Source organism: Abditibacteriota bacterium, assembly GCA_017552965.1.
GTDB lineage: Bacteria > Armatimonadota > UBA5829 > UBA5829 > UBA5829 > RGIG7931.
The window spans coordinates 109,285-126,447 of the sequence record JAFZNQ010000076.1 but is presented as its reverse complement, the minus strand read 5'-3'; the positions used below and the strand labels follow the sequence as shown (position 1 = coordinate 126,447).

14 protein-coding genes and 1 tRNA gene are annotated in these 17,163 nt (G+C 60.3%); 9 read left to right on the top strand and 6 right to left on the bottom strand.

The window, feature by feature from the left end; all coding sequences use genetic code 11:
• The first annotated feature begins 74 nt into the window (after positions 1-74).
• From IK083_07150 to IK083_07140, 3 genes are all read left to right on the top strand, one after another.
• A complete protein-coding gene (locus IK083_07150; protein MBR4749327.1) occupies positions 75-1,493 on the top strand; it encodes a phosphodiester glycosidase family protein in 1,419 nt (472 codons plus the stop codon).
• Complete coding sequence (locus IK083_07145) at positions 1,486-3,621, top strand: glycoside hydrolase family 127 protein (GenBank protein ID MBR4749326.1); 2,136 nt, start codon at positions 1,486-1,488, stop codon at positions 3,619-3,621. The genes IK083_07150 and IK083_07145 overlap by 8 nt, the downstream gene beginning before the upstream one ends.
• A 216-nt stretch (positions 3,622-3,837) precedes the next feature.
• A complete protein-coding gene (locus IK083_07140) occupies positions 3,838-5,937 on the top strand; it encodes a glycoside hydrolase family 127 protein (protein MBR4749325.1) in 2,100 nt (699 codons plus the stop codon).
• A 37-nt stretch (positions 5,938-5,974) separates the two neighbouring features.
• Here IK083_07140 and IK083_07135 read toward each other — a convergent pair whose 3' ends face one another.
• From IK083_07135 to IK083_07120, 4 genes are all read right to left on the bottom strand, one after another.
• Positions 5,975-6,625, bottom strand: a complete 651-nt coding sequence (locus IK083_07135) for a chloramphenicol acetyltransferase (protein MBR4749324.1) — start codon at positions 6,623-6,625, stop codon at positions 5,975-5,977.
• A complete protein-coding gene (locus IK083_07130; protein ID MBR4749323.1) occupies positions 6,622-7,173 on the bottom strand; it encodes an adenylate kinase in 552 nt (183 codons plus the stop codon). Before IK083_07130 ends, IK083_07135 begins: the two co-directional genes overlap by 4 nt.
• Before the next feature lie 20 nt (positions 7,174-7,193).
• On the bottom strand, positions 7,194-8,009 hold the full coding sequence (locus IK083_07125; GenBank protein ID MBR4749322.1) for an SDR family oxidoreductase: 816 nt from the start codon (positions 8,007-8,009) through the stop codon (positions 7,194-7,196).
• A gap of 67 nt (positions 8,010-8,076) precedes the next feature.
• A tRNA-Leu gene (locus tag IK083_07120) sits at positions 8,077-8,164 on the bottom strand.
• A 197-nt stretch (positions 8,165-8,361) separates the two neighbouring features.
• Between IK083_07120 and IK083_07115 the strand changes: the two genes are divergently transcribed.
• Both IK083_07115 and IK083_07110 read left to right on the top strand, forming a co-directional pair.
• Complete coding sequence (locus IK083_07115; GenBank protein MBR4749321.1) at positions 8,362-9,654, top strand: cation:proton antiporter; 1,293 nt, start codon at positions 8,362-8,364, stop codon at positions 9,652-9,654.
• Positions 9,641-11,692, top strand: coding sequence for an O-antigen ligase family protein (locus tag IK083_07110; protein MBR4749320.1), 2,052 nt, complete (start codon positions 9,641-9,643; stop codon positions 11,690-11,692). The genes IK083_07115 and IK083_07110 overlap by 14 nt, the downstream gene beginning before the upstream one ends.
• Before the next feature lie 33 nt (positions 11,693-11,725).
• Here IK083_07110 and IK083_07105 read toward each other — a convergent pair whose 3' ends face one another.
• Positions 11,726-12,793, bottom strand: a complete 1,068-nt coding sequence (locus IK083_07105; protein ID MBR4749319.1) for a cation transporter — start codon at positions 12,791-12,793, stop codon at positions 11,726-11,728.
• A gap of 178 nt (positions 12,794-12,971) precedes the next feature.
• Positions 12,972-13,511, bottom strand: a complete 540-nt coding sequence (locus tag IK083_07100; protein ID MBR4749318.1) for a glutathione peroxidase — start codon at positions 13,509-13,511, stop codon at positions 12,972-12,974.
• Between the two features lie 146 nt (positions 13,512-13,657).
• Between IK083_07100 and IK083_07095 the strand changes: the two genes are divergently transcribed.
• From IK083_07095 to IK083_07080, 4 genes are all read left to right on the top strand, one after another.
• Positions 13,658-14,173 (top strand): GNAT family N-acetyltransferase, encoded by a 516-nt coding sequence (locus IK083_07095; GenBank protein MBR4749317.1) that lies wholly within the window; start codon positions 13,658-13,660, stop codon positions 14,171-14,173.
• Between the two features lie 120 nt (positions 14,174-14,293).
• On the top strand, positions 14,294-14,743 hold the full coding sequence (locus IK083_07090) for an acetyl-CoA carboxylase, biotin carboxyl carrier protein (protein MBR4749316.1): 450 nt from the start codon (positions 14,294-14,296) through the stop codon (positions 14,741-14,743).
• Positions 14,740-16,020, top strand: coding sequence for a homoserine dehydrogenase (locus tag IK083_07085; protein MBR4749315.1), 1,281 nt, complete (start codon positions 14,740-14,742; stop codon positions 16,018-16,020). The genes IK083_07090 and IK083_07085 overlap by 4 nt, the downstream gene beginning before the upstream one ends.
• 14 nt (positions 16,021-16,034) lie before the next feature.
• Positions 16,035-17,117 (top strand): threonine synthase, encoded by a 1,083-nt coding sequence (locus IK083_07080; protein ID MBR4749314.1) that lies wholly within the window; start codon positions 16,035-16,037, stop codon positions 17,115-17,117.
• Positions 17,118-17,163: the final 46 nt, after the last annotated feature.

Genomic DNA, 17,163 nt, shown 5'->3' with positions numbered 1-17,163 from the left:
CAATGCGTATAATACAGGGCTGCAGACCCTCCGGGTCATGGCAGCCTTGATTTTTTCATATCGGAGGATATAGTATGAAAAGGTATCTCTGTGTGTTGCTGGCAGCGCTGGCGCTGTGCGCTCCGTCCTTTGCCGAAAAGCGTTTTGAGAAGGACCTGGGCGACGGCGTAAAGTATATCCAGGTGCTGCGGGAAGACCCCAACAGGATCATCAACGTGCTCAAAGTGGATCTGGCCAGCAAAAACGTGGAAATGAAGTCGGTCCTCAGTCAGGACCGCATACGCACGGACAAGGTGTACGGCCGGGAGACCGTGCCCATGCTGGTGGACAAATACGGCGCTCTGGCCGGCGTGAACGCCTGCTTTTTTGACATGAGCTGGTGGTCCGATCCTCTGGGCGCACAGATAGTGGACGGGGAGCTGGTGAGCCAGCCTTCGCCCTTTATGCCCATAGCCTTCACCGACCACAACACGGCGTTTTTTGACAGGCCCGAGTTCAGGGGGACCCTGGTAAACCAGACCACCGGCAAGACTCTGGACTTCAGCTACGTGGACGGCGACATAGGCTACGACGGACGGGAAAACATCATAGGCGTGTTCAACTACCGCATGGGCGGCAGCACCTGCACCGAGGGCGACTGCACCGAGATGACCCTGCTGTGCAAGCAGCCTGCATTTTCGCTGGCCCATCCCTCCTACGGCATAGTCACCGACGTCAGCGAAAACACCTGCGATTCGCCGGTGGCCGACGACAATATAGTCATATCCGCCAGCGGCACCCGGGCCGCCGAGCTGAAGGCCTTTGCCAAAAAGGGCGACGTCATCAAGGTGGTCTTTGAGTTCATCAGCCCCTCCGGCAGAGACTGGACAAAAATAAAGACGGCCATTGACGGCTCTCCCCACAAGATCCTCACCGCAGGCCAAAGGCTCTTTGACTCCGAGAACATCAAGGAAGAGGGCATGTTTTACGTAGCCCATCCCAGGACGGCTCTGGGCATCAGCAAGGACTGCAAGACCCTGATCATCATGGTGGTGGACGGCAGGCAGAAGATATCCACCGGCGCTCCCTACGACCTGCTGGGCGACCTGCTGCTGGAATTCGGCGCCTGGGATGCGGTGAACTTTGACGGAGGAGGCTCCTCCACCATGTGTCTGGAAGGCTCCATAGTCAATTCGCCCTCCGACAGATACACCCGCTATATCTCCAACGCCCTGCTCATCATGGGCAAGCCCACCCCCGTGAAGGTGAAGGGCGACCCGGTCATACAGGGCCTTCCCGACGGGACCCTGTCTCCCGGCGAGTATCAGCTGAGCCTGTCGGACAAGTCCATCCCCAACTCTCAGATCATCTGGGGTCTCAGGGGCTCGGTGGGCTTTGTGGACCAGGGCGGCCTGTTCAAGGTGATCAATTCCGGCAAGGGCACCGTCACCGCCCACGTGGGCGGCCGCCGCTTTGCCAAAGAGATCGAAGTGGTCATAGAGGACAATGAATAAGATACATCCCCTTTTGCGCTACCCCGAAGCCGGCGCCATGCACTGGGACGGCGTGCTGGGCAGCACGAGCCGGTATATAGAGACCAGAGAGCTGAAGCAGCGGGACCTGTGGGCCAAATTCGTCAATGAGTTCAGGGTCCGCAGGGACGGCGAGCGCAACGCCTGGGCCGGAGAGTTCTGGGGCAAGATGCTCCGGGGCGCCTGTATCACCTGGCGTTATTCCGGTGACCCGGAGCTCTACGACGTGATCACGGGCACCGTGGAGGATATGCTCACCACTCAGGACGAGCAGGGCCGGTTTTCCACCTACACGCCGGACACGGAGTTTGCGGGCTGGGATATGTGGTGCCGCAAATACGTGCTGCTGGCCATGGAGTATTATCTGGACATATGCCGGGACGAAGACCTGAAGGCCCGTATCATCGAGGCCCTGAAAAAGCATGCGGACTATATCATAGACAAGGTGGGGCCCGGCGAAGGCCGCATACCCATAGTGTTTACCTCCAACTGGTGGGGCGGGATGAACTCCTGCTCCATCCTGGAGCCCATGGTGAAGCTGTATGCGCTGACAGGGGAGAAGCGCTATCTGGATTATTGCCGCTATATCATAGACGCGGGGGGCTGCGCCTACGGCGACATATTTGCCCAGGCTCTGGAGGACAGGACTCTGCCCTGTGACTACGGCTCGGACAAGGCCTATGAGATGATCTCCTGCTTTGAGGGCATACTGGAATACTACAAGCTGACCGGGGAGGAGCGGTATCTCCGTATGGCCGAAAACTTTTTCCGCGCCGTCAGGGACACCGACGTCACCGTGACCGGCTGCTGCGGCACCCACGGAGAGCAGTTCAACCGCTCCGCCACCAACCAGACGGACCCGGCCATGATGGGAGTCATGCAGGAAAACTGCGTGTCCGTCACCTGGCTGAAATTTGCCGGCAAGCTGTTGGCGCTGACGGGCAAGGCCTGCTATGCCGAGGTGATGGAGCAGACAGCCTACAACGCCTTTTTGTCCGCTGTGAACCTGCCGGAGGAGGAGCAGCCCTTTGACACCTACGGCGCCCTGCTGCTGTCTCACAGAGGCAAGAGCAGGGGCGGTTGGCAGCCTCTGGCCGCCGGGGGCGGCTACGGCTGCTGCCAGTGTATCGGCTCCGCTGCTTCCGGCCTTATGCCTCTTTCCGCCGTCATGTGGAACGATACCGGAGTGTACGTGTCCTTTTATGAGCAGGGGGCTGCAGCCACGCCTTTTGGCGTGTGGCGCATAGAGACCGGGTATCCGGTGGACGGCGAGATCAGGATCACGGCGGAAGCGGAGGGCTCCTGCGCCCTCAGGCTCCGCATCCCCGGCTGGTGCCGCTCCTGCTCCCTCTTTGTCAACGGCGCGGCCGAAAAGGCGGAGCCGGGAGACTGGGCCGTCATAGACCGCCGGTGGAGCAAGGGGGACGAAGTGCGGCTGGTCCTGGATATGAACACCTACGTGATACACGCTGTCCCGGGCAGGCTGGAGGTGTGCGAGCGCCACACCGCCCTCAGGCGCGGCCCTCTGGTGATGGCCAGAGACCTGCGGCTGGGCGAGGACGTCATGCTCCCCGCCAGACCGGCGGAAAAGGACGGCAGGGCAGATGTGGAGCTGTGGCAGAACGACTGCTTCCCCTCGCTGGTGTCCCTGGCCGTGCGGGATGAAAACGGCGGCGTGTTTCACGTGGCGGACTACTCTTCCTGCGGCAAGACTCTGGACATGCGCTCCCTGATGACCTGCTGGCTGCCGGAGGAGGACTACCTGACCCCGGAAAAAGAGGAGTTTGCCATCTGCGGTCAGGCCGGCTATATCGGCTTTAACGAGGACGGCACCTGCTCCATGAAGAACAGAGGCGCGCTTTTCAGGGCGGAGAAGACCGGCGCCGGCTTTTACAGGCTGGTGAGCGAAGGGCGTTATCTCCGCTGCGCCGGATACGTCCTGGGCTGGGCCCAGGAACCCGGCGGCGAGGAGTCGGAGTTCCGCCTGATATCCGACAGAGCCGGAAAGAGGTATATAGCCAACAAGCTGACCTGCAGGCTGGTAAGGCCCAACTTTACGGACGGGCAGGTGCTGTGCTCCTTTGAGCCCTACAGGTGGACCCTGGAATGACCATACGCGCCTCCGGCGCAGCAAGGCAGAGCATTTCGGCTCTGCCTTTTTTTATTTCCGTCTTGCCGCCGGGCAGGTCCGCCGGTGTTGGACAAAGACTGCTAAACAGGGTATAATAAGGTGGACAAGGTCCCGCAAAGGCCCGGACAGGCTGCTCTCCGGGCGCAAGGGAAAAAGCGGCGCCCGGGCTGCGCCGGCGTCATACACGGAGGATCAATGAACAAGGTCATGAACATCTGCCCTGCGGGGGCTCAGAAATGGCAGGGCGTTCTGGACGGCGCCTGCCGTCTGATAGCGGACAAGGAATTGAAGCGAAGAGGCCTGTGGGCCAAGTTCGTCAACGAATACAGAGTCCGTAAGGACGGGGCGACCCGGGCCTGGGCCGGGGAATACTGGGGCAAGATGCTCCGGGGAGCCTGCATCACCTACGGATACACCCGGGACGAAGAACTCCTTGGGGTCCTGACGGACACGGTGGAGGATATGCTCACCACTCAGGACGAGCTGGGGCGGTTTTCCACCTATACGGTGGACACTGAGTTTGCGGGCTGGGATATGTGGTGCCGCAAATACGTGCTGCTGGCCATGGAGTATTATTTGGATATCTGCTGTCCTGAGCCGGGGTTGAGGGAGAGGATAGTGGCCGCCTGCAAGAGGCACGCCGACTACATCCTCGGCAAGATAGGCCCCGGGGGACTGGATATACGCAAGACCTCTGCCGACTGGGGCGCCATGAACTCCAATTCCATACTGGAGCCTATGGTGAGGCTGCACGTCCTGACCGGCGAGCAGCGGTATCTGGACTTTGCCCGATACATCATAGACTGCGGCGGCTGCGACTGGTGCAATATATTTGAGCTGGCTCTGGAAAACCGGGTGTATCCCTGTCAGTACGGGGTGGACAAGGCCTACGAGATGATCTCCTGCTTCGAGGGTATCTGCGAGTATTACAAGGTGACGGGCGAGGACAAATATCTCCGGATGGCGGAGAACTTCTTTGACTCCATGGAAAAGAGCGACGTCACCATCATAGGCTGCTGCGGCGCCGAAGGGGAGCTGCTGAACAATGCCGCCTGTCTGCAGAGCGACCCCTCGCTGACCGATATCATGCAGGAAAACTGCGTGTCGGTCACCTGGCTGAAATTTGCCGAAAGGCTGCTGGAGATCACCGGCAAGGCCCGCTACGCCGACGCTATGGAAAGGGCCGCCTACAACGCCGTCCTGTCTGCCGTGAACCTGCCGGAAAAAGAGCATCCCTTTGACAGCTACGCAGCCCTGCTGTTTTCCTGGCGGGGCCGGGCCCGGGGCGGCGAAAAGCCTCTCGCGGACGGAGGCAGCTACGGCTGCTGCGAATGCATAGGCTCCGCTGCCACCGGGCTCATGCCTCTTTGCGCCGTGATGACCGACGGCGAGGGCTGCCGCGTGTGTTTTTACGAGACCGGCCGGGCCGAGCTGCCTTTCGGCGCTCTGGACGTCAGCACAGGCTATCCGACGGAAGGCAGCGTGAGGATCAGGGTGGAGAGCGACAGCAGCTTTGCCCTCAGTCTGCGCATACCCGGCTGGTGCGGCAGCGCAAGTCTGCGGCTGAACGGCGAGGCCCTGGAGACAGAGCCGGGCTGGACGGTCATCCGCCGCAAATGGTCCCGGGGGGATCTGGTGGAGCTGGAGATGGATATGACCACCCGCATCATCCGGGCCCTGCCCGGACGGACCGAGGCCTGCGAGGAGCACTTTGCCCTGCAGAGAGGGCCTCTGGCGCTGGCCCGGGACGCCCGCGCGGGAGGGGATATGGTCCGGATCTACAGACCTGCGCAAAAGGATGGGGCCGTCTTTGTCAGGCCCTGCATCAACGGAGCCTTTCCCGCTCTCTTGACGTTGGAAATAGCCGAGGAGGGCGGCGGCAGCTTCACGGTGTCAGACTACGCTTCCTGCGGCAAGACTCTGGACGAGGAGTCCCTGATGACCTGCTGGTTCCCCACCGCAAACTGGTGGACTCCGGACAAACTCCGGTTTTATATCTCAGCCGGAGACCTGTATCTGAGCCCGGACCCGGAGGGCAGGCTCCTGCTGTCGCCGGCAAAGGCGCTGTTTGAGGCAGAGCCGGATATCGCAGGATATCACCTCCTGCGGACCGGGGACAAATACCTGGACGACTATTTGCATGCCGGGGGAGCAAAGGGCAGGCTGCGCCTCATCAGCGACCGGGAGGGCAGGTGGTATATAGTGAGCCGCAACAGGTTTGCCTCGCCGGACGGGCAGGGCGGGGCGGTCCTCGCCGGAGAGCCCTTCCGATGGACTCTCGAATACGCAGAATAAACAAAAAGTAGAGCGAAGGCTCTGCTTTTTCTGTCTGTCACCTGGCTGTAAAAGCCGCCATCTCCCGCTCCAGCAGCCTAAACACCATAGCCACCAGGTAGCCGTCAGCCACAGCGTGGTTCAGGCGGACCGTGACGGGCATCACGAGCCTGCCGTTTTCGGAGCGGTATCTCCCCCAGTTGACTATGGGGACAAAATAGAGATAGCCGTCCGGCAGCTCCACCGAGAGGGAATCGTAGGAGAGCCAGGGGATACAGGAGGCGTCGAACCAGTTGGGGTGGCCGGCCGCGTCGAGCAGGTATTCCCGGGTCTTTTTTGCCTTTTCCAGATCTGCCAGCGCCTCCCGGTAAAAGCGGTCGTAGTCCGGCGAGTAGCGGGAATAGACGGGAGTGCAGGTCTCCGTGTCCTCGTGAAACACGTATTGGATGGGGTGGATCGTGTCATAGCACACCAGCTCATCGGTTTGCCACAGATACCCCATTTTGTAGTCGTCCCGGCTGTTCAGGGCCCGGGACAGGAGATAGAGAAAATCGAGATAAAACTTCGCCCCCGCCCTGCGGGAATGCTCTGCCAGCTCCGTCACGTCCACCCCGGCCGTCATGCTGACGGAGCACTTGCAGTCCTCCGTAAAGTGGCGATAGACGCCGCTGCGGTAATAGGTGTCCTTGTCTATGATGCGGTAGTTCATGACCCTTGTGTCTGCTTTTCCTCCGCTATTTCTTCCGCAATAGCCCCGACGGCGCCTTCCCAGTCCGAGTCTATCAGCGCGACTCTTTCGCCGGCCCGGCGAAAGCCTTCGATATATGCCCTGTTGTCCGCCGCGAGAGCGTCCCGGGAGGGCGACGGCGTCAGCCGAGCCTCTATGTCGCAGGCGTGCCGGACTATGTCTTCATACCGGGCGTCTATATACTCTGCCGTCAGGGCCAGACAGACAAAACGCACGTGGCGCAGGTATTCGGGCTCCAGGTCCTTCCGCCAGTCAAAGGGGACGTAGCAGCCCTCCACCGTGAGGCTTTGGCGGTTTTCTATGGCTGTCTTGATCATTTCCCGCAGCAGGGGCCACAGGTATCCCGTCAGCAGGGCGTCGTCCTCCGGCGTGAGCCGGGTCATGCCGCTGCGTATGAGGCCCATCTTCAGATGGTCGGCGGACAGATAGGGAATGCGGTATTTTTCCAGCAGCCTCTGGGCCAGAAGGGTCTTGCCCGTGTGGGAGGCGCCTGTAATGATGACTATCATGGCGTCTTCTGCCTTTGCCTTCACAGGGCGTGTCCGCCGGACACCTTTATCACCTGCCCGGTCAGCATTCTCGCCCGGTCGCCGGCCAGAAACAGGATGGCGTCGGCTATATCCTCCGGCCTGATCAGCTCTCCCATGGGTATCAGGGGGATGACCGCCTTTTCCAGATCTGCGTCTATCCAGCCGGTCTGAGTAGGGCCCGGAGCCACGCAGTTCACGGTGATGCCGTATTTGCCGGTCTCCATGGCTATGCTGCGGGTAAGGGCTTCCAGAGCCGCCTTGCTGGCTCCGTAGGTGATCTGTCCCGCAAATACCTGCGCCGAATCCGTGGACACGTTGATCACTCTGCCGCCGCCTTCGTCCCTTTGTCTGATGAATTCCCGGATCATCAGCAGGCTGCCTCGGACGTTGACTGCAAAGGTGTCGTCTATGACCTGCCCTGTCACGGTCTCCGAGGTGTCCCGGCCGGTCTCGTCGTCTGCGGCAGCGTTGTTCACCAGAACGCGGACCCGGCCAAAGCGCTCCGCCACCCGGGCGTATATGTCCCTGACCCGCTCCTCGTCCGATATGTCGCTTTCGATGACCATGCAGTCGGCCCCGGCTGCCCGCAGCCTGCTTTCCGTGTCGCCGGCGTCCCCGGCGTTGGCCTTGTAATACCTGTCCGGCCCGTTGAGCCCGGTCTTTTGCTCGTCCCAGGGTCTCGGCACCCTTTTGAACACCAGAGCCACCCTGGCCCCCTGGCGGGCAAAGGCCAGAGCCGTGGCGGCCCCTATGCCCTGAGGGTTGTTGGCCCCTGTGATCAGGACAGTCTTGCCTGTCAATCCATAATCGACCATATCCTTCTCCCGATGCCGGCTGCGCCGGCGGATAAAACAAAAAGCAGAGCCAAGGCTCTGCTCTCTCTGGTGGGGATGGTGAGAGTCGAACTCACATGAGGAAATGCCCTCACTTGGCCCTCAACCAAGCGCGTCTGCCATTCCGCCACATCCCCGGGTCACACTATTATTTTACTATACTTCCGGCCGCAAGTCAATACCCCGCTCAAAAAAAGGCCGGGATCCCGGCGTTTGACAAACCGGGCGGGAACATATAAAATATAATATGGTATTTTGAGAAAAAAACAGCGGGAGAGATATATTGTTTAAGAAATTGCATTCCATGCCGCGTATGATCCCCATACTGCTTCTGATGACTCTGGCTTCCGGCGAGCTTTTTGCCTCCGGCGGAGACGTGGCCGGTCAGGTGCATCACATACTGCTGGGACTCATTATCATCATAGTGGTTGCCAAGCTGGGCGGCGATCTGTTTGTCAGACTGGGCCAGCCTGCGGTGCTGGGCGAGCTGGTGTTCGGCATCCTCATAGGCAATCTGAATCTCTTCCACATCAATTGGTTCGCCTTCGTGGCCACCGACAACAACATAGCGGTGCTGTCGGAGATAGGCGTCATATTCCTGCTGTTTCAGGTGGGCCTCGAATCGGACATAGCCAAAATGGCCAAGGTGGGCGCCTCCGCCTTTTTGTCTGCCACGGTGGGCGTGGTGGTGCCGTTTCTGCTGGGGTGGGGAGCCGCCGCCGTCTTTCTGAAGGACGAGGGCCTGTACGGCCAGATGTTTATAGGCGCCACCCTGTGCGCTACCAGCGTGGGCATCACTGCCCGGGTGCTGATGGATCTGGGCAAGGTGCACACCAAGGAAGCCCGCATCATACTGGGGGCCGCAGTCATTGACGACGTGCAGGGGCTCATTGTCCTGGCCATCATCACAGGGCTGGTAAAGGCCGCCTCCGGAGGAGAGGCTCTGTCTCCCGTCAGCATACTGCTGATCATAGGCAAGAGCATACTCTTTCTGGGCGTGGTGCTGGCCTTCGGCCGCCGGGTGGCCAAAAAGGTCTTTGCCGTGGCCTCACACCTGCGCTCCGACAATATCATGCTGTGTATAGCCCTGGTGTTTTGCTTCGGCCTCAGCTACATAGCCTCACTGATGGGGCTGGCCGGCATCGTGGGCGCTTTTGCCGCCGGTCTGGTGCTGGACGAGGTCCAGTGGAGAGACATACGCAAGTTCCGTGAGATGAGAGTGGACAGCCTCATCGCCCCCATAGCCGGCATGCTGGTGCCCATCTTCTTCGTGCGCATGGGCGCCACTGTGGATATCACCTCCTTTGGCAACAGCAGCGTGCTGGTGTTTGCGGCGGTGCTGACCGTGTGCGCCATTATCGGCAAGCAGGCCTGCGGCCTGGGGGTCACGGACAAGAGCGTGAACCGGCTGATAGTGGGCCTGGGCATGATCCCCAGAGGGGAGGTGGGCCTCATCTTTGCAGCCACCGGCATGACGCTCATGCTTGACGGCAAGGCCGTCATATCTTCCGGGACCTACTCTGCCATAGTGATCATGGTGGTCATAACCACGGTGGTGACCCCGCCTCTGCTGAAGTGGGCTCTGACCAAATACAGCGCGGGAGAAGAGGAGCATGAAGCGAACTAAAAAAGCCGCGCCCGAGAGCAAGACGGATCTGGCGGCGGTGTCCCTGCTGCTCATACCCCTTTCCGTGGCCCTCTCGCCCTTCATGGCAGGCAATATGAACTTTTACGCCGTGGCGATCCCTCTCTATCTGGCGGCGCTGGGCGTGTATATTTATTTCGGCAACAAGCAGGTCTCCGACGGAGCGGAATTCCCTCCGTATCTGCTCTGGTCCTTTGGGGCGGCGCTGGTCTTCAGCCTGGCCTCCATGCTCTTTTGGAGCGCCGACAGATACCTGTCTGCAGTCAGCGTCATCAGCTTTGTGACCCTGACGGCCGTGGCTGTCCTCATGAGCCTGGTGGCGGGCAAAAAGAACATCGCCCTCTACACGGCCCTGGGGCTTTTTGGCGGAGCCGCTCTCTGCAGCGTAAGGGCAGTGGCTCAGGCTTTGGCTATGGACGGCGCCCGGCTCTTTGCCGGAGGGGTGCCCCGCATATTCGGCGGCTTTGTCAACCCCAACTTTTTTGCCGGCTATCTGACCCTGGTCATCCCCGTGGGCATAGCCCTCTTTTTTGCCTTTACCCACAAGACCGTGCGCCTGCTGCTTGCGGTGGGGCTCTTTTTTACTCTGGGGGCCCTGTTCCTGACGGGCAGCAAATTCGGCTTGGTGGGGCTCCTGGCGGGCCTGGCGGCGCTGGTCTTCATGCTCCGCAGGGTCACCATAGGCAAGAAGGACCTGGCGGTGACCGCGCTGCTGATCGCGGCTGCCTTCGGACTGTTTGGCATGGGGCTCATGGGCAGAGTGGCCAACGCCTCCGGCGGAGGCAGCGAGAGCCATTCCGCAGAGTTCAGGCTGTACACCTGGCGCTCGGCAGCGGACATGTGTCTGGACAATCCCTGGCTGGGAGTGGGTCCCGGCCGTTTTGAAGAAGCTTATCCCCGCTACACAGTGGCGGGCCTCACCTCCCACGCCCACAACTCCTTTTTGCAGTTTGCCGACGAATACGGCATCCCCTGCAGCGTCCTGGCGGGAGCCTGGCTGCTCTGCATGCTCTATGGCGCCTTTGGGTCCGCCCGGCATCCGGACAGGCTCTTTGTGACGGAGCTGGGAGAGTGTTCGCCTCAGGCCTCCGTGTTTCTGGCGGGGGGTCTGACCGCCGGCGTCTGCGGCCTGCTGTGCCACAGTCTGGCAGACAGCGATCTGTATATAGGGGCCACGGGCCTGTCCTTTGCCGTGTGCGCCGGCATCCTGCTGAGCCTGGCTCCCCGCCGGGTCCCGGCTCCCGGGTATCTCAAAAGCATATTGGCCCGGTGCGTCCTTTTGAGCATGCTGGTGGTGTTCGTGTTCGGTCTGGGCGACTGGTTTGTCCACACCGGGCGTTATGAGAGCGCCCTCAGGATGGTGCCCATCAACAGCGCCGCGTGGATCGGCTACGCCAGGGACACGGAGAGCGCCTCTATGGCCCGGACCAGGCTGAAAAACGCCGTGAGGGAAGCGCCGGAGAGCTATCAGCCCTATATGCAGCTGGCAGACCTTGCCAACGCAGAGGACCCGGGCTGCCCGGAGGCGGTGAAGCTGTATGAGCAGGCCCTCCGATACCACCCCAATTCCCTGATAGCCATGAAAAAGCTGGCGGAGATCGGAGTGGCAAAGGGGGACAACAAGCTGGCGGACAGGTATTACGGCCGGCTCCTCACGGTGGAAAAGACTCCCTACGAAAAGGTGAAGGGAGTCCCCGAGATGGTGAACACCTCCTATTGCGACGCCCACATGTATTTTGCCGACAAGGCCCTCATGGAAAACGACCTGCGGGCCGGAAAGGAGCACGCCCGGGCAGCCTGCGACAGATACGCCAGGTGGCTGGACAACCGGGACTACATCATCATATGTCTGGTAAACGGCATGCTGACTCCCGGGGAGCTGGAGGAAGGCAAAGAAAAGTATCTGGAAGCGGTGACGCTGCTGGGGGATCTGGAGGACAGGGACACCTCCGGGACCCGGGACGAGATCGACAGCCGGGTGAAGGACATCCTGAAAGAATACGAGTCGGTCACCTCCTGACCGTCGCAGCCGGGCCCCAAGGCCCGGCCTTTTTTATTCTTCGGCAAAATCCGTGTCCATGGCTATCTGCAGGGTAAAGTCGGGAAAGGCCTTCTGCACGTCGGAGACCACGTGCTCGTGCAGCAGCCTGCGGTCGTCCGCATAAAAGCTCACCACCATGTCAAAGCGGATGATCTTTTGGTCCTTCAGGTAGTGAAAGCCGTGGATCTGGGATATGTGGCTGTGGCGGAACACTATCTCCCGGACGGTCTTCTCCGCCGCCAGACTGTCCGGGTCGTCTGTCAGGACGGCGTGTATGCCCACCGCGGTCAGTATGACCCGGTGCCTGGCAGCCACCCGGGACTGTATTTCCTCTATGAGCTGGTCCAGCCTCTCTGCGCTGCAGGCGGCGGCCACGTCTATGACTATGGAGCCGTTCCAGGAGTCCGGGCCGTAGTTGTTCAGCACCAGATCGTGGGCGCCCTTCACCTCCTCAAAGCTCTCCACCGTCTCCGTGATGCTCCGGACCAGAGCCGGGTTGTTGCGCTCGCCCAGGATCCTGGAGATGGTCCCTCTCAGCATGCTCACTGCGGAGAAGATGATATACAGGGATATGGCAGCGCCCAGCCAGGCTTCGGTGGATATGCCTGTCAGCAGATAGACCGAGGCGGCTATGAGGGTGGTCAGGGAGATGAGGCAGTCCAGCCGGGAGTCCTGTCCGGCGTTGACCAGGGAGTCGGAGTTCACCCTTTTGCCGGCGCGGGTGGTATATATGCCCAGAACGGCCTTGACTATGATGGCGGCGGACACCGTGACAAAGGTCACGGCGTCATATTCAGGCAGCCGGGGCTTCAGTATCCACTTGACGGACTCGGTCAGGGCCGCAAAGCCGGCGTAGAGGATCAGGACGGCTATGATCATGGCGCTGAGATATTCTATCCTGCCGTGGCCGAAGGGGTGCTCTCTGTCGGGCTCCCGGCCCGCCAGCTTGGCGCCGGCGATGGTCACCGCCGAGCTGCCGGCGTCCGACAGGTTGTTCACGCCGTCAAGCATGACCGCTATGGAGTGGGAGAGATAGCCCGCCGCTCCCTTGAAAAGGGCCAGCAGCAGGTTGGCCGCTATCCCCGCAGCGCCTGTCCGGATGATGACCCTCTCCCGGTCCCGGGCGTCAAGAGGCTTCTTTGTCTGATCCATGTGTTGCTCCGATACCGGTCCGGCCCCTTGGGCCGGACACGGGAAAAAGGAAGGCGGGACTCTTGGTCGGCGGCCTTCCTTTTGGGTGTGTCGTCTGCGCCGCGTCTTACAGCAGGCTCTTGATGCAGTCCTCTACCCGGGACATATCCTCGGTGGGCTCAAAGCGGGCAGCCACCTTGCCGCTGCGGTCAATGACGAACTTGGTGAAGTTCCACTTGATATCGGGCTTTTTGTCCCAGTCGGGGTCGGCCTTGGACAGCAAGTCCTCGAGGATGCCCTTGAGAGGGTGGTCGCCAAAGCCCTCAAAGCCCTTTTGCTGCTTCAGCCAGGTGTAGAGGGGCAGCTCGCCGGGGCCGTTGACCTCGGCCTTTTTCATCTGGGGAAAGGTGGTGTTGAAATGTATCTGGCAGAACTCGTGTATTTCCTCATCGGTGCCGGGGGCCTGCCCTCCGAACTGATTGCAGGGAATATCCAGTATCTCCAGTCCCTTGTCGTGATAGTCCCGGTACAGCTGCTCGATGGGCTCGTACTGGGGGGTGAAGCCGCAGCCGGTGGCCGTGTTGACTATGAGGATCACCTTGCCCTTGTAGTCGGACAGCTGCAGGGCGTCGCCCCCCGCCGTGGTCACAGAAAAATCGTATATCATGGGTCTCTCCTTGCGAGTCGGATTCGGCTTGACAAGCAAGCCGTATAACTTATTATAACCCAAAACGGGCCCGCTGTCAATACGCGGCGCCTTTGACAGCCCCCGGCCGCCTCATGTATAATGAAGATGCCGACGGAGGTGATATCATGACAGTGACGCTGAGTCCTCTGGCAAAAGAGGACACCGAGCGGTTCGTCCGCGACAATCAGGAGGCTTTTAATTATGGGGCGCTGGAGGAATTCGGAGTGAGGGACACCCACACCGAGGAGGACGGCCAGATAATATCCCGGCAGACCATACTGGACTGCATAGGGGAGGGTCAGGCCTTCCGGATCCTGGCAGACGGCCAAAAGGCAGGCGGCGCCGTGATAAAGCTGCGGGGAGACAGGGGTTTTCTGGAGCTGCTGTTCGTGGCGCCGGCCCTTCATTCAAAGGGCGTGGGCTATGCCGCCTGGCAGGAGATAGAAAAGCGCTTTCCTGAGGTCAGGGTGTGGGAGACCTGCACCCCTTATTTTGAAAAGCGCAACATACATTTTTATGTGAACCGCTGCGGCTTCCGGATCACGGAGTTTGTCTGCTCGCATCACCCTGAGCCCGGCAGCGGCGACGGGGAAGAAATGTTTCGCTTCGAAAAGGTCATGCCGGACTGCAGACAGGGGTGACTTGTCCGGCAGGGTCCCCGGCTGCCGGTCCAGACTGCGTCGGGCCTCTCTTTTTATTTTTGTCCCAATCTGATATAATATAAGATGTGTAAATAACCCTATTAAGACGCAGGTAAAAACATGGATAATTCGGATATCAAAAGGCTTCTTGAGCTGGTGGAAAAGTATGATCTGGAGGAGCTGGAGATCACCGAGGGAGACTGCAGCGTGTCCGTCAGGGGAGCAGCCCCTGCCGGCCGTCAGGCGCCGGCTCCGGAGGAGGTCTTCCGTGAAGCCGTGACCGAGGACGCCCCGGAAGAGGCGCCCCGATACAATGACGACAGCCTCTACAAGGTCACCGCTCCCCTGGTGGGCGTGTATTATGACGCGCCGGCTCCGGACCAGCCCAAATTCGTGTCCGTGGGCGACAGGGTAGAAGTGGGGACGGAGCTGTGTCTCATCGAAGCGATGAAGGTGTTCTCGCCCATTCCTTCCGAAGTGACCGGGACCGTGGTATCCATCGACGTAAAAAATGCCGAGCTGGTCAGTGAGGGCCAGGTCATCATGAGGATAAGGCTGGAGGAACAATGAAAGTGATCAATGTGGGAGTTATCGGTTTTGGCACGGTGGGCGCCGGAGCCGTCAAGCTTCTGACGGACAACGCCGAGGACATCAGGCGCAGAGCCGGAGGAGAGATACGGATCAAGCGGATAGCCGATCTGGACACCGTGACGGACAGAGGCATCGGTCTTGACGTATCGGACATACTGACCGACGACGCCCGTCTGCTGATAAACGATCCCGATATTCAGGTCATCGTGGAGACCATAGGCGGGATCAAGCCTGCCGGCGCCTTCATCCGGGAGGCCCTGCAGGCAAAAAAGAGCGTGGTGACAGCCAACAAGATGCTCATAGCCAAGGAGGGCGCCGCCCTGTCGGCTCTGGCCCGGGAACACGGCGCGGACCTGCTTTACGAAGCCTCGGTGGGGGGCGGCATACCCATCCTGGACCCCATCAAGAACAACCTGTCCGCCAACAGGATCAACAGGATAATAGGCATAGTCAACGGCACCACCAATTATCTGCTGACCGAGATGAAAAAGGGCAAGAATTACCTGGACACTCTCAAGGACGCCCAGCGTCTGGGCTATGCCGAGCAGGATCCCACCTCCGACGTGGAGGGCTACGACTCCATGTACAAGCTGGCCATACTCTCCAAGCTCTGCTTCAATACAGACGTCCGGGCCGACGACATTTACCGGGAGGGCATCACCTCCATCACGGATTATGACATCAGATACGCCGGCGAGATGGGCTATCAGATCAAGCTGCTGGCCATGGCCGAGCAGAAGGACGGGCAGATATTTGCCGGTGTCCATCCCACACTGGTGCCCGACGACCATCCCATTGCCAACGTGAACGGGGTCATGAACGCCATATTCCTGTCCTCGGACGGCGCCGGAGACACCATGTATTACGGAGCCGGAGCGGGCAGCCTGCCTGCGGGCAGCGCCATCGCCGGCGACGTGATAGAAGCCGCGCGGAACATACTGTCCGGCTGTCAGGGCGCAGCCAACGTGGCCCCCTACAACGACATACCCGTGGCGCCGGCGAACGCGCTGGTGAGACGCAACTATATACGCATCATAGTCAAGGATGAGCCCGGCTGCATCGCCGCCATAGCGGGCGCCTTTGCCGACAACAAGGTGTCCCTGGAGAGCGTCATACAGAAGAACACCCACCGGGGTCTGGCAGAGGTGGTGTGGCTCACCCACGAGGCCAGCGAGGAGCAAATGCTCAGCGCTCTGGACAAGATCGGCAACATACCTATGGTTGACAGCATTGCCAGCCGCATCAGAGTATTATAAAGAAAGGATTTGATATGTGCAACAACGTTTATAACAGAGTAGGCCTGCTGGAGAGATATCATCACTATCTGCCCATCACGGAAAAGACCCCCAATTTGTCGCTGATGGAGGGCTCCACCCCTCTCATTCCTTTGGTGAACCTGTCCAAAAAGGTGAGCCCTCTCCTGACCATCTACGCCAAGTTCGAAGGCATGAACCCTACCGGCTCCTTCAAGGACAGAGGCATGGTCATGGCCATGGCCAAGGCCGTGGAGGAGGGGAGCAAGGGCGTCATATGCGCTTCCACAGGCAACACAGCCGCCTCCGCGGCGGCCTACGCCGCCAGAGCGGGCATCACCTGCTGCGTGATACTGCCCAGAGGCGAGGTGGCCATGGGCAAGGTGTCCCAGTCTCTCATGCACGGCGCCGTGATCATTTCCGTGGACGGCAATTTTGACGACGCCCTCACCATCGTGCGCACCGTGGCGGCCAACTACCCCCACACTCTGGTGAACTCGGTGAACCCCTACAGGATAGAGGGGCAGAAGACCGGCTCCTTTGAGATCTGCGACGCGCTGGGAGACGCTCCCGAATATCACGCCATCCCCGTGGGCAACGCCGGCAACATCACCGCCTACTGGAAGGGTTACAAGGAATATTATGACAAGGGCGTGTCCTCCCGCCTGCCCAAAATGCTGGGCTTCCAGGCAGCCGGAGCCGCTCCCATAGTGAAGGGCGAGCCCATAGAGTTCCCCGAGACCATCGCTACGGCCATCCGCATAGGCAATCCCGCCAGCTGGAAATACGCCGCTGCCGCCCGGGACGAATCGGGAGGAGTCATCGAGGCTGTGACTGACGACGAGATCACAGACGCCCAGAAGCTGCTGGCCCGCTGCGAGGGCATCTTCTGCGAACCCGCATCGGCCGCCTCCTTTGCCGGAGTGATAAAAAAGGCCAGGGAAGGCTATTTTACCGAGCCGGCCAGGGTGGTCTGCGTGCTGACGGGCCACGGCCTCAAGGACCCCAAGAGGGCGGTGGAAATATGTCCTTCCATCATCGAAGCCCCCGCTTCCCTCGAGGCGGTCATAGACATTCTCGAGAACCACAGAGCAGATTAGCTCAGTGACAGGGCAGCCGCAGGGCTGCTCTGTCTTTTTTTTGATC

Coding starts and splice junctions, on each gene's coding strand:
- IK083_07150 (MBR4749327.1), top strand. CDS start 75: ATGAAAAGGTATCTCTGTGTGTTGCTGGCAGCGCTGGCGCTGTGCGCT.
- IK083_07145 (MBR4749326.1), top strand. CDS start 1,486: ATGAATAAGATACATCCCCTTTTGCGCTACCCCGAAGCCGGCGCCATG.
- IK083_07140 (MBR4749325.1), top strand. CDS start 3,838: ATGAACAAGGTCATGAACATCTGCCCTGCGGGGGCTCAGAAATGGCAG.
- IK083_07135 (MBR4749324.1), bottom strand. CDS start 6,625: ATGAACTACCGCATCATAGACAAGGACACCTATTACCGCAGCGGCGTC.
- IK083_07130 (MBR4749323.1), bottom strand. CDS start 7,173: ATGATAGTCATCATTACAGGCGCCTCCCACACGGGCAAGACCCTTCTG.
- IK083_07125 (MBR4749322.1), bottom strand. CDS start 8,009: ATGGTCGATTATGGATTGACAGGCAAGACTGTCCTGATCACAGGGGCC.
- IK083_07115 (MBR4749321.1), top strand. CDS start 8,362: ATGACTCTGGCTTCCGGCGAGCTTTTTGCCTCCGGCGGAGACGTGGCC.
- IK083_07110 (MBR4749320.1), top strand. CDS start 9,641: ATGAAGCGAACTAAAAAAGCCGCGCCCGAGAGCAAGACGGATCTGGCG.
- IK083_07100 (MBR4749318.1), bottom strand. CDS start 13,511: ATGATATACGATTTTTCTGTGACCACGGCGGGGGGCGACGCCCTGCAG.
- IK083_07095 (MBR4749317.1), top strand. CDS start 13,658: ATGACAGTGACGCTGAGTCCTCTGGCAAAAGAGGACACCGAGCGGTTC.
- IK083_07090 (MBR4749316.1), top strand. CDS start 14,294: ATGGATAATTCGGATATCAAAAGGCTTCTTGAGCTGGTGGAAAAGTAT.
- IK083_07085 (MBR4749315.1), top strand. CDS start 14,740: ATGAAAGTGATCAATGTGGGAGTTATCGGTTTTGGCACGGTGGGCGCC.
- IK083_07080 (MBR4749314.1), top strand. CDS start 16,035: ATGTGCAACAACGTTTATAACAGAGTAGGCCTGCTGGAGAGATATCAT.